The sequence below is a fragment of the Marinomonas spartinae genome (genome assembly GCF_900089775.1).
Taxonomy (GTDB): domain Bacteria; phylum Pseudomonadota; class Gammaproteobacteria; order Pseudomonadales; family Marinomonadaceae; genus Marinomonas; species Marinomonas spartinae.
The window spans coordinates 76,004-98,136 of record NZ_FLOB01000007.1 but is presented as its reverse complement, the minus strand read 5'-3'; the positions used below and the strand labels follow the sequence as shown (position 1 = coordinate 98,136).

The window sequence follows — 22,133 nt, the reverse complement described above, 5'->3', positions numbered from 1 at the left end:
GCCTTGGCTCTAAATAACTTGAAGCCTAGTGCGTATTAATAACAAAAATGCCAGCCCATCAAATTGAGCTGGCATTTTTTTTGATCCGATGATTGTCGCTATTTAGGTTCTCAAAGAGAGGGCTCCTTATGGCGCTGTTTCTGCATCGTCTCGTTTTGCGATTTTGTGCTGGTCTTCATTGCTTCCTTGTTTCCAATAACTAGAAATATATAAATTTTCTTTGCTAATGGCTTTGTCATTTTTAAAGAAGGCACGCAGCGCTTTCATGCTGCTAAACTCACAGGCTGCCCATACTGAGGGGATGCCTTCTAACCAAGGTAATGATTTAACCGCGTTAAGCAGGGTGCTTGAGTGCTGACCTGGATGGGGGTTTATAACCCACTTCAATTCAACCCCAGTAGGGTGACTAAGTGCTTGAATGTCCTCTTTGCTGGCCACTTCGATTACCGCATAGCCTTTTGCGTTATCAGGTAATTTAGCAAGATTGACGCTAATGGCAGGCAAGGCTGTCATATCACCGACTAACAATTGCCAATCAGTTGTATGAGTGATCATCTTTTTAGGGCCCGGACCACCGACCATAATGGTCTCATTGTATTGTACGTTTCTTGCCCAGGTTGAAGCGGGGCCTGCCTCTTCGTGCAAAACAAAATCGATGTCTATTTCTGTTGGGCGCTGCTGACGTATTGTATAGGTTCGGACGAGTGGCTTTGTTTCTCCTTGGGGAAATATCAGTTTAACGTAACCACTTTCATGATCTTCAGGAATAGTATGAATGTTCTCGCCACCTAGTGTGACACGTAACATATTAGGTGTGATCAGTGTTTTTCGGGTCACTCTGAGTTCTCTTGGCTGTGGTCTGCTCATTGCTGACTCCTTAGTCATTGTTTTGTTCGAGATTATGCCGCATTGTGTCGGCGATCTGGATGAATTGGTCTATTTGTTGATCTGTTAGTCCTATGACCATTTCCTGTGAAATAGTATTTTCAAAGGTCTGAATGTGATCCAGTAGTGTTTTTCCTGAATGAGTCAGGACGAGTAGGCTGCTGCGATGATTTGTTGGGTGGCGCTCCTTACTGAGATAGCCTCGTTCAACAAGGTCTTTAATTACTCTCGTCACTTGAGATTTATCCAAGCCTAATTGAGTAGCTACCGCTTTAGCATTGCAGCTTTCTTTTTTTCTTAGGCTTTTGAGTAGGCGGATGTGCCCGACTGGCAATTTGATACCTGACTGAATCGCCGTCTCCCTAAGCGTGTTTTTATAGCTGTGAATTAATTTGTATAGCGATTCGCCTATGGAATCTTGCATGGTGATCTGTGCTCTTGCATGTAGTTGAGAATGATTATCAAAATACTATTTTGAGTTGATCAAGTCAACTTAGAAAGATTGATAACATGTGTTTCTCTGAAAATAGAGGATACTTTCTTATTTTTTGTCTTTTTGAGGTGCATTATTAAGCTTGTTTTTAGGGGGGAAGTGGCGAAGCTTTCATTATGTCTTTTCTTCTAATGGCGAATGACTACAATGCCTGCAGGTAATTCGAGGTATATCGATGGTATGAATAAACTGACAGTATATGAAACGATCACAAATGCATTGCGCCAGCGTTTTGACACGGCTGTGTGGGCGGCCAAGCAAGCACATGATGCTGCTACCAATGAAGAAAGTGTGGCCGAAAATAAATACGATACCTTCGGTTTAGAAGCGTCTTATCTCGCCCATGGGCAATCTCAGCGTGTGCTCGACTGCGAGAATGATTGGCGAACGTTTGAAAAGAAGGGCGTTGTACTGTTTGAAGAAGATGATGTGGTTGCTCTATGGGCACTGGTAGAACTGAATGAAGTCGATAAACATGTGCCGTACACTAAATGGTTTTTTATTTCCCCTTGTGCGGGCGGACTCACTGTAGAGCAACATCATCAAAGCGTTTTTTTGGTGACGCCTTCTAGTCCAGTGGGAAAGGCGCTAATAGGAAAAGAAGAGGGTGATGAGATTTGTTTACGGCAAAATGGTCTAGAAGTTGTTTATGAAATAACCAGAGTGTGCTGATGGCGCTTATCCGAATGCTTTGTCGTTGACAAATTTGATTCTGGCTCTAGAGAGTCCGGCGCGGTTCGCATATAATGCTTCGCCTTAAAAGATTCTTTTTTTTGTTCGGTAGACTCAAAATGGTAACGACGATGATATACACACTGGTCGTGCCATCGAAATATCACTTACCCGCGAAACAAAAAAGACATTGTAAGAACACATCACTCTCTCACTGAGACAGTAATAGGAAAAAAATTATGCGCAGCCATTATTGCGGCGAGTTAAATGCTTCTAACATTTCACAAGAAATCACTTTATGTGGTTGGGTTCATCGTCGCCGTGACCACGGCGGTGTTATTTTCTTGGACGTACGTGATCGCGAAGGCATCACGCAAGTTGTTTTTGACCCAGATCGTGCCGACAGCTTTGCCATAGCCGATAGCGTTCGTAACGAATTTGTTGTGAAGCTAAAAGGTTTGGTTCGCGCTCGCCCAGAAGGGACGGTTAACCCGAATATGAATACCGGCGAGATAGAGGTTTTGGGCACAGAGCTTGAAATCCTTAATGCCGCAAAAACACCACCATTTCAGCTTGATGAACACCAATCTGTTGGTGAAGACGTTCGTTTGAAAAATCGCTTTATCGATTTGCGTCGCCCAGAAATTCAACAGAAAATGCGTTTTCGTTCAAAAGTAACGTCCGTGTTGCGTCGTTACTTGGATGACAATGGCTTCTTAGATATTGAAACCCCTATTTTAACGCGTGCCACACCAGAAGGGGCTCGTGATTATTTGGTGCCAAGTCGCACCCAGCAAGGCAGCTTCTTTGCACTGCCTCAATCGCCGCAGCTATTCAAACAATTGTTGATGGTGTCTGGTTTTGATCGTTACTACCAAATTGCCAAATGTTTCCGTGACGAAGATCTACGTGCAGATCGTCAGCCAGAATTCACTCAAGTAGACATCGAAACGTCTTTCATGAGCGAAGAGCAAATCATGGCGATGACGGAAGATATGATCGTGAAATTGTTTAAAGAGTTGTTAAATGTGGATTTAGGGGCCTTCCCACGCATGCCATACTCTGAAGCGATGGAAACATACGGTAGTGATAAGCCAGACCTACGTATTCCTCTAACAATTGTGTCTGTATCGGATTTGATGGCCGATGTAGACTTTAAAGTCTTCTCTGGCCCTGCTAAGGATCCTAAAGGTCGTGTTGCAGCCCTGAAAGTACCTGGTGGTAATACGCTGACACGTAAGCAAATCGATGACTACACTAAGTTTGTCGGTATTTATGGTGCAAAAGGTTTGGCATACATTAAAGTGAATGACAAATCGAACTTAGAAGAAGGTCTACAATCGCCAATCGTTAAGTTCCTGCCCACCGAAGTGAGAGCATCGTTGCTTGAGCGTCTTGAGGCACAAGATGGGGATTTGATTTTCTTTGGTGCGGATTCTAAAAACGTCGTTAACGAAGCGCTAGGAGCATTGCGTTGCAAGTTAGGTGAAGATATGGATCTTTATACTTGCGAATGGGCGCCTTTGTGGGTCGTTGATTTCCCAATGTTTGAAGAAACGTCTGATGGCGGCATCACTGCAATTCACCATCCATTTACCGCTCCTTCTTGTTCTCCTGAAGAGCTTAAAGCAAGCCCACTGACAGCATTGTCGCAAGCATACGATATGGTCTTGAACGGTACTGAGTTAGGTGGTGGATCTATTCGTATTCATCAGTCTTCTATGCAAGAAACCGTATTTGAATTATTAAAAATTTCCGAAGAAGAGCAAGAAGAGAAGTTTGGCTTCTTGTTAGATGCGTTGAAATTTGGTGCGCCACCACATGGTGGCTTGGCGTTTGGCTTGGATCGTTTGGTGATGTTGATGACAGGTTCCACCTCTATTCGTGATGTTATTGCCTTCCCTAAAACGCAAAGCGCCACTTGCTTATTGACTCAAGCACCTGGTGAGGTGAGCGAGAAGCAACTGAAAGAGCTTAACATTCGCGTCAGAAAACCCGTTGTAGAAGGTTAATTCTGCTTACTGAACATAAAAGTTTTGAACTGAAGATGTTTGATTTTTCTAAAAAACCTCTGGTGACCTTGGTTGCCAGAGGTTTTTTTTGTTCTTGTATGTTTAGAGATCAAATATTCGTGTACTCTTACCAAGTTAGCGTTTGGTGATAAGGCATGATGTTAGGGAAGTCATGAGCAAGCGCTCTTGTCTCTGCACGTGGGTAAAAGCTTGTTATTTTAACCTTTACTAGTGCTAAGATATTGAAAAATATCCGTAAAACTAACAGTGTAAAGACGTTTTTTTAAATTTATAGATTGCATACTTTGTAAAGGGCTGTTGGAATATACATCAATGCTAAATTGATATAGGTCTGGTTTTGAAAAGCACAAGAATATTAGCAATTGACCCAGGGTCACGCATCACCGGATTTGGCATCATCGATGTTATCAATGGGAAATCTAGCTACGTGGCTAGCGGCTGTATTCGTTTACCAGGCGGTGAATTATCCGTTAGGTTAAAAAATATTTTCAATAGTGTGTGTTCCTTGTTGGAAGAGCACAAACCAAATGAGTTTGCGATTGAAGAAGTGTTCCTAGCAAAAAATGCCAATTCGGCACTAAAGCTGGGACAAGCAAGAGGAGCGGCTATTGTCGCGGCTTCTTTGCAAGAACTATTTGTACATGAATACGCTGCACGGCGAGTGAAGCAGTCGGTGGTAGGAAATGGTAACGCCGATAAAAGCCAAGTGCAGGCGATGGTACAATTACTCTTGTCTCTGCCTTCTCCACCACAAGCCGATGCGGCTGATGCCTTAGCCATCGCTTTGTGTCATGCCAATACCCGTACGTCGGGTGGCATGGAGTTTGGGGTAGGTAAACGGGCAGGGCGCACATCGAAAAGATGGTCTGAATTAGATATAAGGAAGTCTGTGTGATCGGACGTATTGTTGGCACCTTGATTGAGAAAACACCTCCAGAGTTATTGGTTGATGTTCAGGGTGTGGGGTATGAAATAAGTGCCTCAATGACAACTATTTATGACTTGCCTCCGATTGGTGAGAAGGTTGTCTTGTTTACGCATTTTCAAGTAAAAGAAGATTCGCAGACATTATATGGTTTTATTGATAAAGCGGAGCGAGCACTGTTTCGCGTACTAATAAAAGTAAATGGTATAGGGCCGAAAATGGCCTTAGCGGTACTGTCGAGCATGTCATCCGAAGAGTTGATTGCAAACGTACAAGAATCGGATGTGACGGCACTGACTCGCATTCCAGGGGTCGGTAAAAAAACGGCCGAGCGTTTGATTATTGAGTTAAGGGATAAATTAGGCCAAGCGGCGAAAGCGGATTTATTTTCGGCACCTGCTGTGCTCAAACAAGTGCAGGCTGATCCAAGACAAGAGGCGGAAGCGGCGCTGATTGCACTTGGTTATAAACCCCAGGAGGCGGCAAAAGCCATAGCCAACATCCCGGTAGATGGTGCCAGCAGTGAAGACGTTATCAAAGCGGCTCTAAAAGCCATGTTAAGGTAATATAAATGATAGAAACAGATCGTATTATTTCAGCTGAACTGAAAGGCAACGATCGACAGATTGATCGAGCCATTCGCCCGCAATCCTTGTCTGATTATATTGGGCAACCTGTGGTGCGTGAGCAAATGGAGATTTTTATTCAAGCGGCCCGCCAGCGTCACGAGCCTCTGGATCACTCGCTGATTTTTGGCCCGCCAGGTCTTGGGAAAACGACTTTGGCAAACATCATTGCCAATGAGATGGGGGCGGAAATTCGCACCACTTCAGGCCCAGTGTTGGAGCGGGCGGGTGATTTGGCCGCATTGCTGACGAACTTGAACGAAGGGGACGTACTGTTTATTGATGAGATTCATCGACTCAGTCCTGCCATTGAAGAAGTATTGTACCCAGCGATGGAAGATTACCAATTAGATATCATGATTGGTGAGGGGCCAGCCGCTCGATCAATAAAAATCGAACTTCCTCCGTTTACGCTTGTCGGAGCTACTACACGGGCAGGGTTGTTGACATCACCATTGCGAGATCGTTTTGGTATTGTGCAACGTCTTGAGTTTTATGATGTGGAGTCATTGACGACGATCGTAGCTCGCTCAGCCAGTAAAATGAGTATGGACTTGGATCAGACAGGGAGCTTCGAGGTGGCAAGGCGTTCTCGTGGTACGCCACGTATTGCCAATCGGCTGTTGCGTCGGGTTCGTGATGTTGCGCAGGTTAGTGGTGCAAGTGTTGTGACGCAAGAAATTGCTCAACGAGCGTTGGATATGCTCAGTGTTGATAGTCAGGGCTTTGACCACTTGGATAGACGTATGTTATTGACTATGATTGAAAAGTTTGACGGACGTCCGGTTGGTTTGGACAGTGTGTCAGCAGCGTTAGGCGAAGATAAAGATACGATTGAAGATGTCATTGAGCCTTTTTTAATACAACAAGGTTTTGTTATACGAACACCACGTGGGCGCCAAGTTACTAAGCGCGCCTACGAACATTTTAATTATCAATTACCGTCGGACTTTAAATAGAGGTTAAGAATGTCAATTTTGGGGTTAGTCGCCAGTGCCAGTTTAGTTGTGCAAATTGTTATGTTGCTCTTGCTGGTTGCATCTATCTTATCTTGGGTGGTTATTTTTCAGCGGGTTTTTGTGCTAAAGCAAGCCAAGAAAGTTCGTAATGCATTTGAAGACCAATTTTGGTCTGGCATTGACTTAAGTAAGTTATATAAAAAGCTCAATCAAGAAGGTAGACGAGTTGAAGGGGTTGAAAATATCTTTATTGCCGGTATTAAAGAGTTTACTCGTCTTCGTCAAAGTCAACATGTTGACCCTGATGCAGTGATGGAAGGTGTGCAGCGTTCGATGCGTGTGGCTTTGTACCGTGAAGAAGAAAAATTAGATAAGCACCTAGGCTTTTTAGCAACGGTTGGCTCAACCAGTCCTTATGTCGGCTTATTTGGAACCGTTTGGGGGATTATGCATTCATTTATTGGCTTGGCGGATGTGCAGCAGGCGACCCTTGCTACGGTCGCGCCGGGTATTGCTGAGGCGTTGATCGCGACCGCAATTGGTCTATTCGCGGCGATTCCAGCGGTTATTGCCTATAACCGTTTTTCAGCTGCCTCTGAGTCTCTAGCCGCAGGTTACGATAATTTTTCTGATGAATTTAGCAGTATCTTGCATCGTAAACTTCATGTGAGAGAGGGAGGCGTAGCATAGTGGCTCGCTCCAACAGAAGACAAAAGCGCCGTCGTCCAATGGCGGAAATTAACGTTGTCCCATACATTGACGTCATGTTGGTGTTGCTAGTCATTTTTATGATTACAGCGCCTATGATTACCCAAGGGGTTGATGTTGAATTACCTAAGGCAAGTGCCGCAGCCATTCAAGAGGATTCAAAAGACGTTTTGATTGCCTCCGTGGACAGCAAAGGTCAGTTTTATTTGGATGTCGGCGGTAAGCAACAATCCATAACGCTTGATGCGCTTAAAGCTCGCGTGCGAAAGGTGCTTAGCCAAAATCCAGGTACGCCTGTGATGGTTCGAGGGGATAAAAATGTTTCCTATGGCGCGGTTATTGGATTAATGGTCGCCCTACAGGGTGCGGGTGTCCCGAATGTTGGTCTTGTAACGGATCCGGATAATACTTGATGAGTTTTTTTAAGAAAGACGGATACGGTGTACCAATCGTGCTGGCGGTTGGCTTGCATCTGGCTATTCTTTTAATAGGTGTGGTGACGATTAACTTTAGTGATGACTCGTTGCCAGCGCCAAAGCGTCCGCCTATTGTGCATGCCACTGTGGTCGATATTTCTAAGACGATTATTGGTAAGCGAGAAGCGGAAAAGAAAAAAGAAGCCCAGCAGCAGGCTGAGATAGCTAAACAGAAAGAATTAGCCGCTAAGAAAAAAGCAAAAGAGCTAGCGGAGCGAAAAGCATTTGAAGCTCAGAAAAAACAGTTAGCTCAAGCCAAAAAAGCACAAGAACAGGCAATCCGTAAAGCCGAGGCGGCAGCAAAAGCCAAAGAGGAAGCGGCTGCAGCGAAAAAGAAAAAAGAGCAAGAGATTGCTAGGCAGAAACAGTTAGCGGATCAAAGGGCGAAAGAAAAAGCCGCTCAGAAAGCTGCGGAAGAGAAAAAGCGTCAAGAAGAAGCGAAGAAAAAAGCTCAAGCTGCAGAAGAGGCGAAACGTCAAAAAGAACTTGAGCGCCAAAAACAAGAGATTGCCCGAAAAGCAGAGCAAGAGCGTTTAGCCAAAGAGGCGGCAAGGCAGGCAAAAGCTAAGGCTGAGGCGGAAAAGAAAGCCGCCCAAGAAGCTAAGTTGGTCCAGTCTATTAGTGGCTTAATTAATAATCGTATTGCGCAAGCTTGGATAAGACCGCCCAACGCGCGTAATAATATGAAGACAAAACTTCAAATTTCTTTCTTACCGACGGGTGAGGTGCAAAATGTACAAGTCGTTGAAAGTAGTGGGGATGCCTTGTTTGATCAGCGCGCAGTGAATGCGGCTAGAAACATGGGTGTTATTCGAGAGTTGTCGAAAGTGGATCCTTATGTATTTGAGAGAAACTTTCGTAACGTTGTGATCATTTTTAATCCACAGGACTTAAGAAACTAATGATGTTAAGAAAATGGTGCTTAGTATTATTTACGTGCTTGCTCTTTACGAGCGTTGCTAGGGCTCAGCTTGTTATTGAAGTGACAAGTGGGGCGGATAAACTTTTGCCAATTGCCGTTGTTCCGTTTGGCTATAATGGCACAAATCCGTTGCCACAAGACGTCGCTCAAATCGTTCAGGACGACTTAGTGAGAAGCGGTTTATTCAAGGCGATTCCTCGCTCTAGCATGTTGAGCCAGCCCAGCAAATTGTCGGATGTTTACTATCGAGATTGGCGTTTATTAAAAGCGGATTATGTCTTAATTGGTTCTATTAAAAAAATTAAAGGTGATCGCTATCGTGTCGGCTTCCAGCTACTCAACGTACTGACGCAAAAGCCTGCGGATGATTACACCACCATTGATGTGACGAAAAATCACCTGCGCGATGCGGCACACTATATTAGTGATGCGGTCTTTAAGAAATTAACTGGGATTCGCGGAGACTTTAGCACTCGTATCCTCTACGTGACGGAGCAGCATGATCGTACTCATCATCCTCTCTATAAGTTACAAGTAGCGGATGCCGATGGCCATCGTCCACAAGTTATTGTCGAATCCAATGAGCCTATCCTGTCACCTGCATGGAGTCGCAATGGACGTGATATTGCTTATGTTATGTTTAAGAACATGCGCCCCAGGATCTTTATTCAAGAGTTAGCGACGGGGAAAAGAAAGCAGATAATGAGTTTTAAAGGTTTGAATGGCTCTCCTGCTTGGTCTCCGGACGGTAAAAAATTGGCTTTAGTGCTATCGAAAGATGGCAATGCTGAAATCTATACCTTAGATTTAGCAACGCAAAAACTAGAGCGTATGACCAATAATTACGCCATTGATACTGAGCCTGCTTGGGGGCCGAAAGGTAAGACAATTTATTTTACGTCGGATAGAGGTGGCAATCCGCAAATTTATCGCCTAGATATTAAGACTAAAAAAGTTGAACGCATTACCTTTGAAGGAGACAGTAATTACCGAGCACGTTTAACACCAGACGGTCGTTTCCTCGTCTGTATTGAAAAACTCAATGGTGATTACCATATAGCGTTACAGGATCTTAAGACAGGGCGTGTTAAAATACTGACACATACTGACTTAGATGAATCGCCAACCATATCGCCTAATGGTACTATGGTAATGTATGCAACTACCGAACATGGTAAAGAAATACTGGCAGTCGTATCTGTTGATGGTCTTGTTAAATACAAAGTACCGTCAACTGATGGTGATGTACGTGAACCAGCATGGTCACCGTACTTCAATTAAAATAACTGGAAGGAGTGAATAATGAGTGTAAACAAACTTGGAAAGTTTGCAGTAGTTGGTTTGTCTGCAGCATGGCTTGCTGGTTGTAGTACGACTGGTGCAAATACAGATGCGTCTACAGCAACCACTGCAACAAACGAAGGTTCTGCGACCACTGAACAAGCCGCTCCCGCGGATACGGATAAAAGTGCTACCTACGGTGCAAACCAAGATAACTCAGTGACGAGTGTTGTCGATAATCAACAAGACAAAGCGAAAAACAGCAAAGCCATGCTTGATGGCGTACCCACTGTTTTTTACTTCGATTTCGACAAATCTATTGTACGTCCTGCTGCGCGTGAAGCACTTGCAAAACATGCTCAGTATTTGATTGATAATCCAAATGTACATGCCGTTTTAGAAGGTAACACTGATGAACGTGGTACTCGCGAGTACAACATGGCGCTGGGTGAGCGTCGTGCTAAAGCGGTAGCTCGTTATCTAACCATCCAAGGCGTACCTGCTTCTCAAATTGAAACAGTCAGCTTTGGTGAAGAAGTGCCCGTTGCTTTCGGTCATGACGAAAAATCTTGGCAGCTAAACCGCCGAGTTGAAATTCGTTACGAAAAATGATCGTGAATAGTTTTACTTTTCGCTCCTTTGCGGTGGTGCTGCTTTTAGCAGCACCACTTGCAATGGCTGAGGGTCAGAATCAAACGAATTTGTCAGTGAGCGCAGCAACACAGCTGTTAACTCAGCTCGACCAGCTTCAGAGTCAAGTAAGAACCCTTACAGGTAAACTTGAGGATCAACAACACCAAATTGATCAAATGAAGTCGCAGCAGCGTGATCGTTATGTAGATCTTGACCAGCGTGTTTCTATGCTTATGGCAAAATTAGCTCAGCAACAGGCACCGGCTGCTCCAGCCGCGACACCTGGTTCTGTGCCAACAGCAGCTCCGTCTGCAATGCCAGCGGCTACTCCTAGTAATGCGCCATCAACGTCAAAGACTGATAACGAGCCGACAAATATCTCTGATATGGGGGCGCAGGCGAATGGTGCATCGGCATCCGATGTTAAGCTTGCTCCGATTGCTCTTAAGCCAGTTACCCCTGAAGCTAGGCAAGCCTATAACAATGCGTATCAACTGATTAGAGAACGGCAGTTTGAAACAGCAGAGGTGTCTTTCACTGAGTTTGTAAAAGACTTTCCTGATAACCAGCTGACAGGGAATGGACATTATTGGCTTGGTGAATTAAAACTTGTTTTGGGTAAACCAAAAGAAGCGATTAACCAGTTTAATATCGTCATAAAAAAATTTCCTGGCCATAACAAAGTGCCAGATGCTCTCTATAAGTTAGGTATTGTTAATGATCAGTTAGGTAATACCGACAAATCAAAATCCTATTTACAGGAAGTGATTCGACGTTTTCCTGATAGCAAAGCGGCAAAGCTATCAAAAAGCTATCTGACGAAGCTAAACTAAAATAGCTTGCAATCCTCAACGGGCTCTGTATTATACGCAACCCGTTGGGTCGTTAGCTCAGTTGGTAGAGCAGTTGACTTTTAATCAATTGGTCACTGGTTCGAATCCAGTACGACCCACCAACTTTCTTTTTATAATATACCTTATGTGATTTACGGGTCGTTAGCTCAGTTGGTAGAGCAGTTGACTTTTAATCAATTGGTCACTGGTTCGAATCCAGTACGACCCACCAGAATCACACGCTCTTACGTACCTACCTGAAGAGGTGTTGTATGACTGAACTTCTTGATAAAGTTGCTTTGCGTGCCACCGTCCAACAGCACCTCTCTGCTGCTGAAAATACGCTCAAAATGTCATCTGTAGACAATGAGCAAATCCGCGCAGAAATCAAATCCCTGCTAAAAGCAAAAAATGCTGTCTTGGTTGCTCACTATTATACAGACGATGCGATACAAGAATTGGCAGAAGAAACAGGTGGTGTTATCGCTGACTCTCTTGAGATGGCGCGCTTTGGAGCAAATCACCCTGCGGATACCTTGGTTGTTGCGGGTGTCAAATTTATGGGCGAAACGTCAAAAATCCTCAGCCCAGAAAAAACTGTCTTAATGCCAACACTGGAAGCTACTTGTTCTTTGGATATTGGTTGTCCTATCGAGGAATTTTCCGCTTTTTGTGATCAGCACCCTGATCGGACTGTTGTGGTGTATGCCAATACATCAGCGGCCGTCAAAGCACGTGCCGATTGGGTTGTAACATCAAGCATTGCATTGGATGTAGTTGAGTACCTAACAGAGCAGGGTGAAAAAATCATTTGGGCACCAGACCAACATCTTGGTGGTTACATTCAGCGTGAAACCGGTGCCGACATGATCCTGTGGGATGGTGCGTGTATTGTTCATGAAGAATTTAAAGCCAAAGGAATTGTAGACCTTAAAGCGGTTTATCCGGATGCCGCTGTGCTCGTTCACCCAGAATCACCTGAGTCCGTCGTTGAAATTGCCGATGTGGTTGGCTCAACCTCACAACTGCTCAATGCTTCTAAGTCCATGACTAATGATACCTTCATTGTGGCAACGGATCGTGGCATTTTCTATAAAATGAAACAGGCATCTCCTGAGAAGCGTTTTGTTGAAGCGCCTACTGGCGGCTCTGGAGCGACTTGTCGTAGCTGTGCGCACTGTCCTTGGATGGCATTAAACTCTCTTGAGATGCTGCGAGATGCCCTGAGAGACGGAACAGGGGAAATTCATGTGGATGAAGAAACGCGTGTTAAGGCCTTGATTCCATTGCAGAGAATGCTCGATTTTCAAGTGAAATAGTAGCAGCCGTTATCGAGTGACTCTACCATCTAAAAAGCCAAGTCTTGTTACTTGGCTTTTTTGTTTATACGGCTTTGTTAAATAGCGCTAGACCTAAAAAGCACTTATATGATATTCATTATCATTAAGAAATTGTGCTTACGAACGTTGAATGTACTTTTAGTTGGAATACCACAGCTTATGACGAACAACATTATTACTTTTATGAGAAATCGCGTGTCTCAGCCTGGCTTGGAAGCCCCCGCACCAAGTAAAGCCGAGTGGGAGACAATATTAGATGCTGCCTGCCGTGCCCCTGATCACGGTGGAATCAAACCATGGCGTTTTCGTATTTACGAAGGAGCAGGGCTGGACAAGCTAGGGCAGGTCTACTGGCAGCACGCCAAAAGTGAAGTGCATGATTTAACCGAAGAGAAAGAAGCGGCTTTTGTAAAAAAAGCTCATCGTGCCCCCGCGATTCTTCTGGTTTATGCCCATATCGAGCAACATCCTAAAGTGCCAGCAATAGAGCAAATTATGGCGACATCAGCGGCGGCTCAACAAGCCATACTTGGCCTAAATGCCTTAGGTTATGGCGCTATGTGGCGAAGTGGCCCTGCCTGCTTCACGCAAAAAACCAAAGACCTGCTCAACTTACAAGAGACTGATCAAATTGTGGGCCTAATCTACGTTGGAACACCCACTTCAACACCGAAGATTCCTGAAGAGACAGACTTTGCCTCACGTCTAGAATGGGTGACAGAATAAATTATCCTTGCAACGGGACTTTTTATAAAAAAGAGTTGCAATTCAATAACTTCACCATTAAGATACGCGCACAAATTACGCAGGGCGAGATTTAACAAGTTTTGGTGAGCTGTCCGAGTGGCCGAAGGAGCACGCCTGGAAAGCGTGTATGTCGAAAGGCATCAAGAGTTCGAATCTCTTGCTCACCGCCATTATAAAGAAACCCCGATTAGATTAGCGTCTAGTCGGGGTTTTTTATTATCAGCTTGCTGCTTAAAGCCAAAATAAGCAGATTAGTTTTCATCGCCTGCCGCATTTGAAAACATTTGGAGACCCTCCAGCAATGGGACCGCCTACGTGAGGCACAAGGCCTGGCTCGACTTTAGGGCGTACGTGCATGTCCCCTAACCGCGCAGCGGGCTTACCCATAAAACGTTCCTTGTCTACTAATATGAATCGAACGCACTATATACAATGTGTTGTGAATTTATGCATTTATAGACCAGTAATCTAGTGAAAATACACATACTATAAGGCTGTGGTACAAAAACTGTGTACGTTTAGCTCGCTAACTTAGGTGAGAAATGATCGAAAAAGAAGGGCAAAACTGATGTTGCTAGGTCTAAAGGTATGGATTGCCCAAATTAGTTATATCTATTAATGTGCTGTTAGAAAAGTTGTAGTAGTCTTTACAGTCAGTAACTAGTTGTTTTTGTTAGGGATGTATTTGTGGTGGAAAAAGTATTTTTTCATGGATTGGCGAAACAGATTTAAGGACTACTGCTTCAACTGTCACAAAAAGGCGCTTTTACGGACGCATAAGCTGGTCGACAAGGGTATTTCCAACAAGCTAATGGCGGAACGCTTTTTTTAGATGAGTTTGGTGAGCAAGATGTCGCCCTAACAAATAAAAAAATTCCTACAAACGCAAAAAATATTATCCTTTCACTACAGTGGCCGGGTAATATTTGAGAATTACGTTCAACTTTATTACGGGATTCTCTATGGAGTAGCGAAGACGCAATATCGGCTGAAGACATCAAACAAGCCTTGTTTGTTAGACCTCATAATAATACCAGTTTGTTAGATAGAGATGTTTCACAAGGTATTGATATTCAAAATATTATTTCTGATTTGGTAAGGCAGTATATTCCGAAAGCATTAGCGCATGCCAATGGCAGCAAGTCCAAAGCGGCTGAGTTATTAGGACTTAAAAACTACCAAACACTAACCAACTGGATGGATAAATACGACGTGAAATAGAAGTTGGAACAGCTTTCGCTATAGCACGAGTATGAAAACAATATTATTTATGAAATCACAAAATTTTGAGTTTCTTCGTCCTGAAAACGAAACCTTAGCAAACCTTGCGGGTTTGGCTGAAGCCGTGTTGTTTATAGACCCTGGCAGCGCACTGACACGTCTTCGCGCTTTTGCGGAGGAGCTGACCAAGGCCATTTATAAAGAAGAGCGCCTGCCTCGTTTACCCGAATCAACCTTGAACACCATGGTACGTGACACTGTGTTCCAAAACTGTGTGACAAAACCTCTTGTTCATCAGTTGAATTATCTACGTACCCGAGGCAATGAAACGGCACATGGCGGGGAAGGGGATTTACGAACCGCTCTAATGGCATTGGGGATAGCCCATCAGCTCGCCTGCTACCTTGCCATCAAATACTACATGAAGAAAAAGGCAACCATCCCAGCGTTTGTTGATATAAAAGACAATCGTGCGAATGCCATTGCCTTGTCTGGATCCATCAATAAATACAAAGAAGAATTAGATAATCAGAAAAAGCTCAATGACGAGCAGCTTGAACAGATTGAAAAAGAGCGCACTAAGAATCTTAAGCACCTAGATGCGCCTGCTTATCCAGATCAACTTAAACGCAAGCAAGAAAGCCAAGCCCTTGCGGATAGCTTGCAATGGAGCGAAGCGAAAACCCGTGAGCTTTTAATTGATTCCATGCTGGTGCAAGCTGGCTGGAATGTGTCAGACTCAGAACAAGTCGGCATTGAAGTCGAGGTAGCTTTTCCGAACAACCCTTCTGGTAAAGGCTATGTAGATTATGTGTTGTGGGGCAGCGATGGCAAACCTCTCGCCGTCGTCGAAGCGAAACGTTCTAGCAATAGCTCAGATCAAGCGGGGCGAGAACAAGCTCGGCTCTATGCTGACTCGCTTGAAAGGCAGTTTGGCCAGCGCCCAGTGATTTTCTACACTAATGGCTACGAGACTTTTATTTGGGACGACGCACAATACAATGCACCGCGAATTGTTTATGGTTTTTACAGTAAAGACAGTCTGGATTATCTCATTTACCAACGCCAGTACCGTGATAACCAACTTGAACAAAACAATCCAAACTTAAACATTGCCGATCGTCTGTATCAAATCAATGCCATCAAATCGGTTGCCCATACTTTCCAAGAACAGCGTCGTAAAGCCTTGATTATCCAGGCAACGGGCACAGGTAAAACCCGTGTTTCCATTGCGCTTGCAGATCTCATGCTAAACGCTGGCTGGGCAAAGCGCGTGTTGTTTCTTTGTGACCGCAAAGAGCTGCGTACCCAAGCGAGTGAAGCCTTTAAAACCAATTTACCCAGTGAGCCTCGCTGTGAAATTGGTGAAACCAATAAGATTGACGAAAATGCACGTATCTACGTGTCCACTTATCCCGGCATGATGAACCGCTTTGCTCAGCTGGATGTAGGCTTCTTTGATCTGATCATTGCCGATGAAAGTCATCGTAGTATTTATAATCGTTACCGCGATATATTTGATTATTTTGATGCATTACAGGTGGGCTTGACCGCCACACCAGTCAAATTTATCAGCCGTAATACCTTTGATATGTTTGGCTGTGAAACCACGGACCCGACGTATCAATTTGGCTTAAAAGAAGCCATCGAGCATGAGCCACCTTATTTAGTGGATTTTAAAGTCAAAGACGTCACCACAGAGTTTCTTCGTGATGGTATTCATTACAACGACCTAACCGATGATCAAAAACGCCAGTTAGAAGACGATCTTGGCTTTGAAGAAGCGCAAAATGCTAGCTATCAAGGCAAAGACATCGGGCGTAAAATTTTTAGTGAAAAAACCGACCAAGAGATTCTTGAAAACTTGATGAATTATGGCATTAAGGATGAAACCAACTCGCTAGTAGGTAAAACGATTGTTTTTGCGAATAACCAAAAACATGCAGAGCATTTAGAAAAACTCTTCTGCAAGCTCTACCCACAATATGGCAACAAAGTTTGTAAAGTCATTCATAACAAAGTGTCCCATGTAGAGAGCTTGATCAAAGAATTTAAAAAAGGCGACAACGAATTCCGTATCGCGATCTCGGTGGATATGTTGGACACAGGTATTGACGTGCCAGAAGTGGTGAACCTCGTCTTTGCGAAAACGGTTAAATCGTCGGTCAAATTCTGGCAGATGATTGGCCGTGGAACGCGCTTATGCAAAAACTTGTTTGGTAAAGGCAAAGATAAAACAGAGTTTTTAATTTTCGATCACTACGGTAATTTTGAATTTTTCGAACAAGAGTACAAAGAACCTCAAGATGTGGGTGGCAAGCCGTTACTGCAAACCTGCTTTGAGGCTCGTGTAAATCTAGCGATTCAGGCCCTTAAACATAACCACCGAGAAGGCTTCGATACCGCCATTGAATTAATCAAAGCGGATATTGCTGATTTACCAAAAGACAGTGTGGCCGTTCGTAAAGTGTTGCGACAAGTCGATACACTTCTGCAAACCGATAGCTTACAAACGCTGAATGCAACAACGCAGCATTTGTTATCTGAAACGGTGGCGCCACTGATGGCGGTTCGTCCACTGAAAGGTAAGCATGCAACACAATTGGATCGTTTAATGGCTGTCGTGGAAACCAGCTTTATTGAACAGTCAGCAAGCTTTGAAGATGGACGAGACACCTTAATCGAGCAAATATCTACCTTAGCGGTTAACATTCAAGCGGTTCGCCAAAAGCAAGCTATCATCGACGAAGTAAACAGTGCTGAGTTCTGGCAAGCCCCTAGTATAACTAAGCTAGAAAACGCTCGAACTCAGCTACGCAGTATTATGAAGTTCCGTCAGAGTGATACCAGTGGCAGTTATGACCCACTGAAAACTCGTACTCAAGATGGCAAGGTTGTCACAGAAGTACGTGAGCATAAACTTTATAACAGAGATGAAGTGAGCGTTTATCGCCGACGAGCCAAAGAGCTGCTAGACAACTTAGTTGCGACGAACCCGATACTGCAAAAAATCAAAGCCCATGAGGCGGTTTCGGAAGACGACCTAAAAAATCTAACATCAACCATCTTAACCACGCACCCCACAGTGAGTTTGGATGCCCTGAACGAATTTTATGGCCGGACTGCCGATCAACTGCATATCACCTTGCAAGAATTGGTAGGGCTAGAGCCAGAGAAAGTCAGTGAGCACTTCACCGACTTTGTGCATCGTCACCCGAATCTGACTTCCCAACAAGTGAGATTCATGGACCTACTCAAAACTTATATCACCAACTATGGTTTTATCGACATTGCCAAACTATATGAAGCGCCTTTTACGAGTGTCAGCCCAAATGGTGTTGATGGTGTATTTAAAGAAGCAGATGTTAAAGATCTAGTTTCTGTACTTAAACCCTTTATCAAACAGGATGTTCAATATGGGGCCAATAACTAACCAAAACGACGCACTGTTTGCGCAAATTAAAAGTGTGCTCGATCAAGCACGCCAGCAGGTTAAAAAAACCATTAATCATCAAATGGTGATGGCGTATTGGGAAATAGGGCGTTTGATCGTTGAGCAAGAGCAACAAGGACAAGTGCGTGCTGAATACGGTAAGCAACAGTTGCAACAGCTTTCCAAACGACTAACGGATGAGTTTGGCAAAGGCTTCGACACGACCAATTTGCGCAATATGCGCCGCATGTATCTCGCTTTTCCAATTCGAGAGACACTGTCTCTCGAATTGAGTTGGTCACATTACAATGTACTGGCACGTGTTGAAAATAGCGCTGCTCGCACATGGTATGCCCAAGAGGCCGTCTCACAAAGTTGGAGCGTTCGAGCACTAGAACGCCAAATTGGTGTGTTATATTACGAGCGCTTGTTAGCGAGTAAAGATAAACAATTACTCACGCAAGAAGCGGCTAATAAAACAGCGCCGCTAGGAGACTCGCCGCAAGATTATCTGCGTGATCCGTATATTCTCGATTTTTTGAATCTTCAGGACAAAACGTATCAGGAAAGCGACTTAGAAGAGGGCATCATCAACAACTTGCAAAAATTCCTATTGGAGTTAGGCAAAGGCTTTGCGTTTGTCGAGCGTCAGCAGCGCATTCGTACCGAAGATGGTGATTACTACATCGACTTAGTATTTTATAACTTTCATTTAAAATGCTTTCTGTTGATCGACTTAAAAATGAACAAACTGACTCACCAAGACGTGGGGCAAATGGATATGTACGTTCGCATGTACGAAGAGCAAAAGCGTGCCCACGATGATAACCCAACCATTGGTTTGATTTTGTGTAGTGAGCGCAATAACACCGTTGCCAAATATTCTGTACTCAACGAGAGCAAACAACTGTTTGCCTCAAAATACACCACCACTTTACCGACTGAAGAAGAACTCCAACGAGAGTTAGAGCGCGAGCGTGAACACATACTCCGCATTCAAGAGCAGCGCGCGGCGTATCAATCGACTTCAGTTTAAAACACGATATACAAGAGAGACCTTATGCTAACCGGACCAATCCGTAACGACATCGACAAACTATGGGAAAAATTCTGGACAGGGGGGATTACTAACCCTTTGACCGTGATTGAACAGATCAGTTACCTGATGTTTGCCCGTATGCTCGACATGCAGGAAGAAGCGGAAGAACGCAAAGCCAACCGCACAGGCAAAGCCTTTGTGCGTCTTTTTCCGGACACCAAAGAAGGTCAATTACTGCGTTGGAAAAACTTCAAAAACTTATCTGGGAAGGACCTGCATAAACACCTGAAAAACGAAGTCTATCCTTACTTTTCCAAACTGGGTCAAGTGGCCGACATAGACCAAGTAGGCGAAGATACCCCAGTCAAAGCCATGGGCCACATTAGTGACTACATGGAAGACGCCGATCTCGAAATTAAAAACGAATCTGTGCTGGTCGCTGCGCTAGAAATGGTGGATTCCTTACCGCTGAACCAAAGCGACGTGAAAGGCGACATCTACGAATACTTACTCAGCAAGCTGACCACCGCCGGCATCAACGGCCAGTTCCGCACACCGCGTCATATTATTGACGCCATGATTGAAATTATCGATCCGCAACCATGGGACACCATTTGCGATCCGTCTTGTGGTACAGCGGGCTTTTTAGCACGCACCATGGAATACCTGAATCGTAAACACACCAGTCCAGAAAATATTTGGACAGACGAAGAAGGTAACCAACATTACCCTGGTGACCTACTGGAAAACTACCGCGAACACATCAGTGACGACATGTTCTGGGGCTTCGACTTCGATACCACCATGTTGCGCGTCTCTAGCATGAACATGATGCTACACGGGGTAAACGGCTCTAACATTCTATACCAAGACACTTTGAACAAATCCATCCGTGAGAACTTCCCGCAGCAGGAAGAAAACTTCTTTGACGTCATCCTAGCCAACCCGCCTTTTAAAGGCAGCCTAGACGAAACCAACACCAACCCCGAACTGCTCAGCATGGTGAAAACCAAAAAGACCGAGTTGTTGTTCGTCGCACACATTTTACGCTCTCTCAAATTGGGTGGCCGTGCCGCCGTGATCGTGCCAGATGGCGTGTTATTTGGCTCTTCAAAAGCCCACCAACAACTTCGTCAAGAGTTAATTGAGAACAACCAACTGGAAGGCATCATCAGCCTACCCAGCGGCGTATTTAAACCCTACGCTGGTGTTAGCACCGCGATTCTACTCTTTACCAAAGGCGGCACCACCGAGCGGGTTTGGTTCTACGATCTTCAAGCAGACGGCCTTTCCCTTGACGATAAACGCACGCCACTAAAAGGCGAAGGCACTAACGACCTGCCTGACGCCATCTCCAAATGGAAAGCCTATCGTCAGCTCGTTGAAAGCAACTTTGATTTTTCGCAGTTTGGTGATGACGCGCAGGGATGCGCTAATCCAGAAAATGCAGGAGCATATTTTCAGGACAAAACGCAGAAAGCCTTTGTGGTCGATGCCGCCGACATCGCCAGCAACAAATACGACCTCTCCATCAACCGCTACAAAGAAGTCGTATACGAAGAAGAAGTCTATGAAGACCCAAAAGTTATCCTTGGCAAACTCATGGCGCTGGAAAAAGACATCATGGCTGACCTAAAAGAGCTGGAGGGGATGCTATGACATGGCCTGTAATGCCTTTATCAAACTTAGTTGACGTAATGCATCAAGGAATTAATACGGCTGCGGATAAAGTAGAATATTCGCAAAGTGGCTATCCTATTATTCAATCAAAGCATCTTAAAGAAAACTGTGTCGATTTTGATGGTGTTAAGTATTTAAGTGAGTCGGACTTTCAAAAATATAGCCCTAAATATGTACCACAAAAAGGAGATATTCTTTTTGCAAATATTGGTTCCATAGGGAAATCATTAATTATAGATACTGGCTCCACTTTCCTGTTTGCTTGGAATGTGTTTTTAATCAGACCAAAGCAAGAATTGATTGATGTTTCATATCTAAAGTATTTTTTTGATCGTCTTCTAAGTATCAAATACTACGACCAATACCTTACTGGTGGAACTGTTAAGTTTGTTAATAAAAAGGTGATGGGAGAAATTGAAATCCCACTTCCCCCACTGGAAGAACAAAAACGCATCGCGGCTATCCTAGACAAAGCCGACGCCATCCGCCGCAAACGCCAACAAGCCATCGACCTCGCCGACGACTTTCTGCGTTCTGTGTTTTTGGACATGTTTGGTGATCCAGTGATCAATCCCAAGGGGTGGGAGGTTAAGTCGTTGGGAAGTCTGATTGAGTCGGGTCCTACAAATGGTTTGTATAAGCCTTCTACTGAATATGGATCGGGAATAAGGATACTTCGGATTGATGGTTTTTATAACGGCGTTTTGTCACCACAGGAAAAACTAAAACGCGTAAATCTAGGGCAAAACGAAATCGAAAAGTACCAATTAAAAGATAGAAGTATTTTAATCAACCGTGTTAATAGTCGTGATTACTTGGGGAAAAGTGCTTTTGTTGAAAGGTTGGAAGAAGTTACTGTCTTTGAGTCAAATATGATGAACTTTTCGGCCAATGAAAAAATCATCAATCCATGCTTTTTGGTCCATCAGTTGCAAACTCCATATGTTAAAAATCAAGTTCTTAAACTTGCAAAAGATGCTGTGAATCAATCAAGTATCAATCAGCAGGACGTGAAATCATTAGAAGTTATTGTTCCAAATTTAGAACTTCAAACGGAATTTGAACTTGTATGTACGAGATATAAAGACTCATTAACAACGCGAAAAGAAAGTATATTTAATTGTGAGGCTATCTTTTCATCTTTAGGTCAACGAGCATTCTCTGGCCAGCTGTAGCTTTGCCTGAAGTCGATCAGATAAAACTGCATTTACAGCAAGCTCGAAATTA

At 44.1% G+C, this 22,133-nt stretch carries 20 protein-coding genes, 3 tRNA genes and 1 pseudogene; 22 read left to right on the top strand and 2 right to left on the bottom strand.

Going from position 1 to position 22,133, the window contains the following annotated elements; all coding sequences use genetic code 11:
* Window positions 1-126: 126 nt before the first annotated feature.
* Entirely contained in the window at window positions 127-867 is a 741-nt protein-coding gene (locus MSP8886_RS14660; RefSeq protein ID WP_067017741.1) for a siderophore-interacting protein, read from the bottom strand.
* Window positions 868-877: 10 nt separating this feature from the next.
* The gene (locus MSP8886_RS14655; RefSeq protein ID WP_067017739.1) at window positions 878-1,309 is read right to left on the bottom strand and encodes a MarR family winged helix-turn-helix transcriptional regulator; all 432 of its coding nucleotides are present in this window, start codon (window positions 1,307-1,309) and stop codon (window positions 878-880) included.
* Between the two features lie 249 nt (window positions 1,310-1,558).
* Here MSP8886_RS14655 and MSP8886_RS14650 point away from each other — a divergent pair, with 249 nt between their 5' ends.
* The 22 genes and pseudogenes from MSP8886_RS14650 to MSP8886_RS14550 all read left to right on the top strand — a co-directional run bounded on the left by MSP8886_RS14650 (window position 1,559) and on the right by MSP8886_RS14550 (window position 22,081).
* Window positions 1,559-2,050, top strand: a complete 492-nt coding sequence (locus tag MSP8886_RS14650) for a GreA/GreB family elongation factor (protein WP_067017957.1) — start codon at window positions 1,559-1,561, stop codon at window positions 2,048-2,050.
* A gap of 239 nt (window positions 2,051-2,289) precedes the next feature.
* Window positions 2,290-4,062 carry an aspartate--tRNA ligase gene (gene aspS / locus MSP8886_RS14645; RefSeq protein WP_067017737.1) on the top strand — a complete coding sequence of 591 codons (1,773 nt, stop codon included), beginning with the start codon at window positions 2,290-2,292 and terminating at the stop codon, window positions 4,060-4,062.
* Between the two features lie 358 nt (window positions 4,063-4,420).
* Window positions 4,421-4,978: a crossover junction endodeoxyribonuclease RuvC gene (gene ruvC / locus MSP8886_RS14640; protein WP_067017735.1), complete on the top strand. Its 558-nt coding sequence runs from the start codon at window positions 4,421-4,423 to the stop codon at window positions 4,976-4,978.
* Window positions 4,975-5,574, top strand: a complete 600-nt coding sequence (ruvA, locus tag MSP8886_RS14635) for a Holliday junction branch migration protein RuvA (protein ID WP_067017733.1) — start codon at window positions 4,975-4,977, stop codon at window positions 5,572-5,574. The genes ruvC and ruvA overlap by 4 nt, the downstream gene beginning before the upstream one ends.
* A 5-nt stretch (window positions 5,575-5,579) precedes the next feature.
* Window positions 5,580-6,593 (top strand): Holliday junction branch migration DNA helicase RuvB, encoded by a 1,014-nt coding sequence (gene ruvB, locus MSP8886_RS14630; protein WP_067017731.1) that lies wholly within the window; start codon window positions 5,580-5,582, stop codon window positions 6,591-6,593.
* 9 nt (window positions 6,594-6,602) lie between these two features.
* Window positions 6,603-7,283, top strand: a complete 681-nt coding sequence (gene tolQ, locus MSP8886_RS14625) for a protein TolQ (RefSeq protein WP_067017729.1) — start codon at window positions 6,603-6,605, stop codon at window positions 7,281-7,283.
* Complete coding sequence (tolR, locus tag MSP8886_RS14620) at window positions 7,283-7,714, top strand: protein TolR (protein ID WP_217491166.1); 432 nt, start codon at window positions 7,283-7,285, stop codon at window positions 7,712-7,714. Before tolQ ends, tolR begins: the two co-directional genes overlap by 1 nt.
* Window positions 7,714-8,679 carry a cell envelope integrity TolA family protein gene (locus MSP8886_RS14615; RefSeq protein ID WP_067017727.1) on the top strand — a complete coding sequence of 322 codons (966 nt, stop codon included), beginning with the start codon at window positions 7,714-7,716 and terminating at the stop codon, window positions 8,677-8,679. Before tolR ends, MSP8886_RS14615 begins: the two co-directional genes overlap by 1 nt.
* The gene (gene tolB, locus MSP8886_RS14610) at window positions 8,679-9,980 is read left to right on the top strand and encodes a Tol-Pal system beta propeller repeat protein TolB (protein WP_139063155.1); all 1,302 of its coding nucleotides are present in this window, start codon (window positions 8,679-8,681) and stop codon (window positions 9,978-9,980) included. The genes MSP8886_RS14615 and tolB overlap by 1 nt, the downstream gene beginning before the upstream one ends.
* Before the next feature lie 21 nt (window positions 9,981-10,001).
* Complete coding sequence (gene pal, locus MSP8886_RS14605) at window positions 10,002-10,592, top strand: peptidoglycan-associated lipoprotein Pal (RefSeq protein ID WP_067017723.1); 591 nt, start codon at window positions 10,002-10,004, stop codon at window positions 10,590-10,592.
* Window positions 10,589-11,446 (top strand): tol-pal system protein YbgF, encoded by an 858-nt coding sequence (ybgF, locus tag MSP8886_RS14600; protein ID WP_067017721.1) that lies wholly within the window; start codon window positions 10,589-10,591, stop codon window positions 11,444-11,446. Before pal ends, ybgF begins: the two co-directional genes overlap by 4 nt.
* A 46-nt stretch (window positions 11,447-11,492) precedes the next feature.
* Window positions 11,493-11,568, top strand: a tRNA-Lys gene (locus tag MSP8886_RS14595).
* A 34-nt stretch (window positions 11,569-11,602) separates the two neighbouring features.
* Window positions 11,603-11,678, top strand: a tRNA-Lys gene (locus MSP8886_RS14590).
* Window positions 11,679-11,718: 40 nt separating this feature from the next.
* Window positions 11,719-12,765 carry a quinolinate synthase NadA gene (gene nadA, locus MSP8886_RS14585; protein WP_083200971.1) on the top strand — a complete coding sequence of 349 codons (1,047 nt, stop codon included), beginning with the start codon at window positions 11,719-11,721 and terminating at the stop codon, window positions 12,763-12,765.
* Window positions 12,766-12,945: 180 nt separating this feature from the next.
* Window positions 12,946-13,512 carry a nitroreductase family protein gene (locus MSP8886_RS14580; RefSeq protein ID WP_067017719.1) on the top strand — a complete coding sequence of 189 codons (567 nt, stop codon included), beginning with the start codon at window positions 12,946-12,948 and terminating at the stop codon, window positions 13,510-13,512.
* A gap of 103 nt (window positions 13,513-13,615) precedes the next feature.
* A tRNA-Ser gene (locus MSP8886_RS14575) sits at window positions 13,616-13,703 on the top strand.
* 628 nt (window positions 13,704-14,331) lie between these two features.
* Window positions 14,332-14,463 (top strand): annotated as a pseudogene (locus MSP8886_RS22810) (hypothetical protein); the annotation flags it as partial.
* A gap of 78 nt (window positions 14,464-14,541) precedes the next feature.
* Complete coding sequence (locus MSP8886_RS14570) at window positions 14,542-14,754, top strand: helix-turn-helix domain-containing protein (protein ID WP_067017717.1); 213 nt, start codon at window positions 14,542-14,544, stop codon at window positions 14,752-14,754.
* Between the two features lie 49 nt (window positions 14,755-14,803).
* The gene (locus MSP8886_RS14565) at window positions 14,804-18,187 is read left to right on the top strand and encodes a DEAD/DEAH box helicase family protein (protein WP_067017951.1); all 3,384 of its coding nucleotides are present in this window, start codon (window positions 14,804-14,806) and stop codon (window positions 18,185-18,187) included.
* On the top strand, window positions 18,171-19,223 hold the full coding sequence (locus tag MSP8886_RS14560; protein WP_067017715.1) for a PDDEXK nuclease domain-containing protein: 1,053 nt from the start codon (window positions 18,171-18,173) through the stop codon (window positions 19,221-19,223). The genes MSP8886_RS14565 and MSP8886_RS14560 overlap by 17 nt, the downstream gene beginning before the upstream one ends.
* A gap of 24 nt (window positions 19,224-19,247) precedes the next feature.
* A complete protein-coding gene (locus MSP8886_RS14555; RefSeq protein WP_067017713.1) occupies window positions 19,248-20,885 on the top strand; it encodes a type I restriction-modification system subunit M in 1,638 nt (545 codons plus the stop codon).
* Window positions 20,882-22,081 carry a restriction endonuclease subunit S gene (locus MSP8886_RS14550; protein ID WP_067017711.1) on the top strand — a complete coding sequence of 400 codons (1,200 nt, stop codon included), beginning with the start codon at window positions 20,882-20,884 and terminating at the stop codon, window positions 22,079-22,081. The genes MSP8886_RS14555 and MSP8886_RS14550 overlap by 4 nt, the downstream gene beginning before the upstream one ends.
* Window positions 22,082-22,133 lie beyond the last annotated feature (52 nt).

Excerpts from the sequence above, each read along its gene's own strand:
- tolQ (WP_067017729.1), top strand. The coding sequence starts at position 6,603 with ATGTCAATTTTGGGGTTAGTCGCCAGTGCCAGTTTAGTTGTGCAAATT.
- MSP8886_RS14550 (WP_067017711.1), top strand. The coding sequence starts at position 20,882 with ATGACATGGCCTGTAATGCCTTTATCAAACTTAGTTGACGTAATGCAT.
- tolB (WP_139063155.1), top strand. The coding sequence starts at position 8,679 with ATGATGTTAAGAAAATGGTGCTTAGTATTATTTACGTGCTTGCTCTTT.
- ybgF (WP_067017721.1), top strand. The coding sequence starts at position 10,589 with ATGATCGTGAATAGTTTTACTTTTCGCTCCTTTGCGGTGGTGCTGCTT.
- MSP8886_RS14655 (WP_067017739.1), bottom strand. The coding sequence starts at position 1,309 with ATGCAAGATTCCATAGGCGAATCGCTATACAAATTAATTCACAGCTAT.
- MSP8886_RS14555 (WP_067017713.1), top strand. The coding sequence starts at position 19,248 with ATGCTAACCGGACCAATCCGTAACGACATCGACAAACTATGGGAAAAA.
- MSP8886_RS14615 (WP_067017727.1), top strand. The coding sequence starts at position 7,714 with ATGAGTTTTTTTAAGAAAGACGGATACGGTGTACCAATCGTGCTGGCG.
- aspS (WP_067017737.1), top strand. The coding sequence starts at position 2,290 with ATGCGCAGCCATTATTGCGGCGAGTTAAATGCTTCTAACATTTCACAA.
- ruvB (WP_067017731.1), top strand. The coding sequence starts at position 5,580 with ATGATAGAAACAGATCGTATTATTTCAGCTGAACTGAAAGGCAACGAT.
- MSP8886_RS14565 (WP_067017951.1), top strand. The coding sequence starts at position 14,804 with ATGAAATCACAAAATTTTGAGTTTCTTCGTCCTGAAAACGAAACCTTA.
- pal (WP_067017723.1), top strand. The coding sequence starts at position 10,002 with ATGAGTGTAAACAAACTTGGAAAGTTTGCAGTAGTTGGTTTGTCTGCA.
- MSP8886_RS14650 (WP_067017957.1), top strand. The coding sequence starts at position 1,559 with ATGAATAAACTGACAGTATATGAAACGATCACAAATGCATTGCGCCAG.
- nadA (WP_083200971.1), top strand. The coding sequence starts at position 11,719 with ATGACTGAACTTCTTGATAAAGTTGCTTTGCGTGCCACCGTCCAACAG.
- MSP8886_RS14660 (WP_067017741.1), bottom strand. The coding sequence starts at position 867 with ATGAGCAGACCACAGCCAAGAGAACTCAGAGTGACCCGAAAAACACTG.
- MSP8886_RS14580 (WP_067017719.1), top strand. The coding sequence starts at position 12,946 with ATGACGAACAACATTATTACTTTTATGAGAAATCGCGTGTCTCAGCCT.
- MSP8886_RS14560 (WP_067017715.1), top strand. The coding sequence starts at position 18,171 with ATGGGGCCAATAACTAACCAAAACGACGCACTGTTTGCGCAAATTAAA.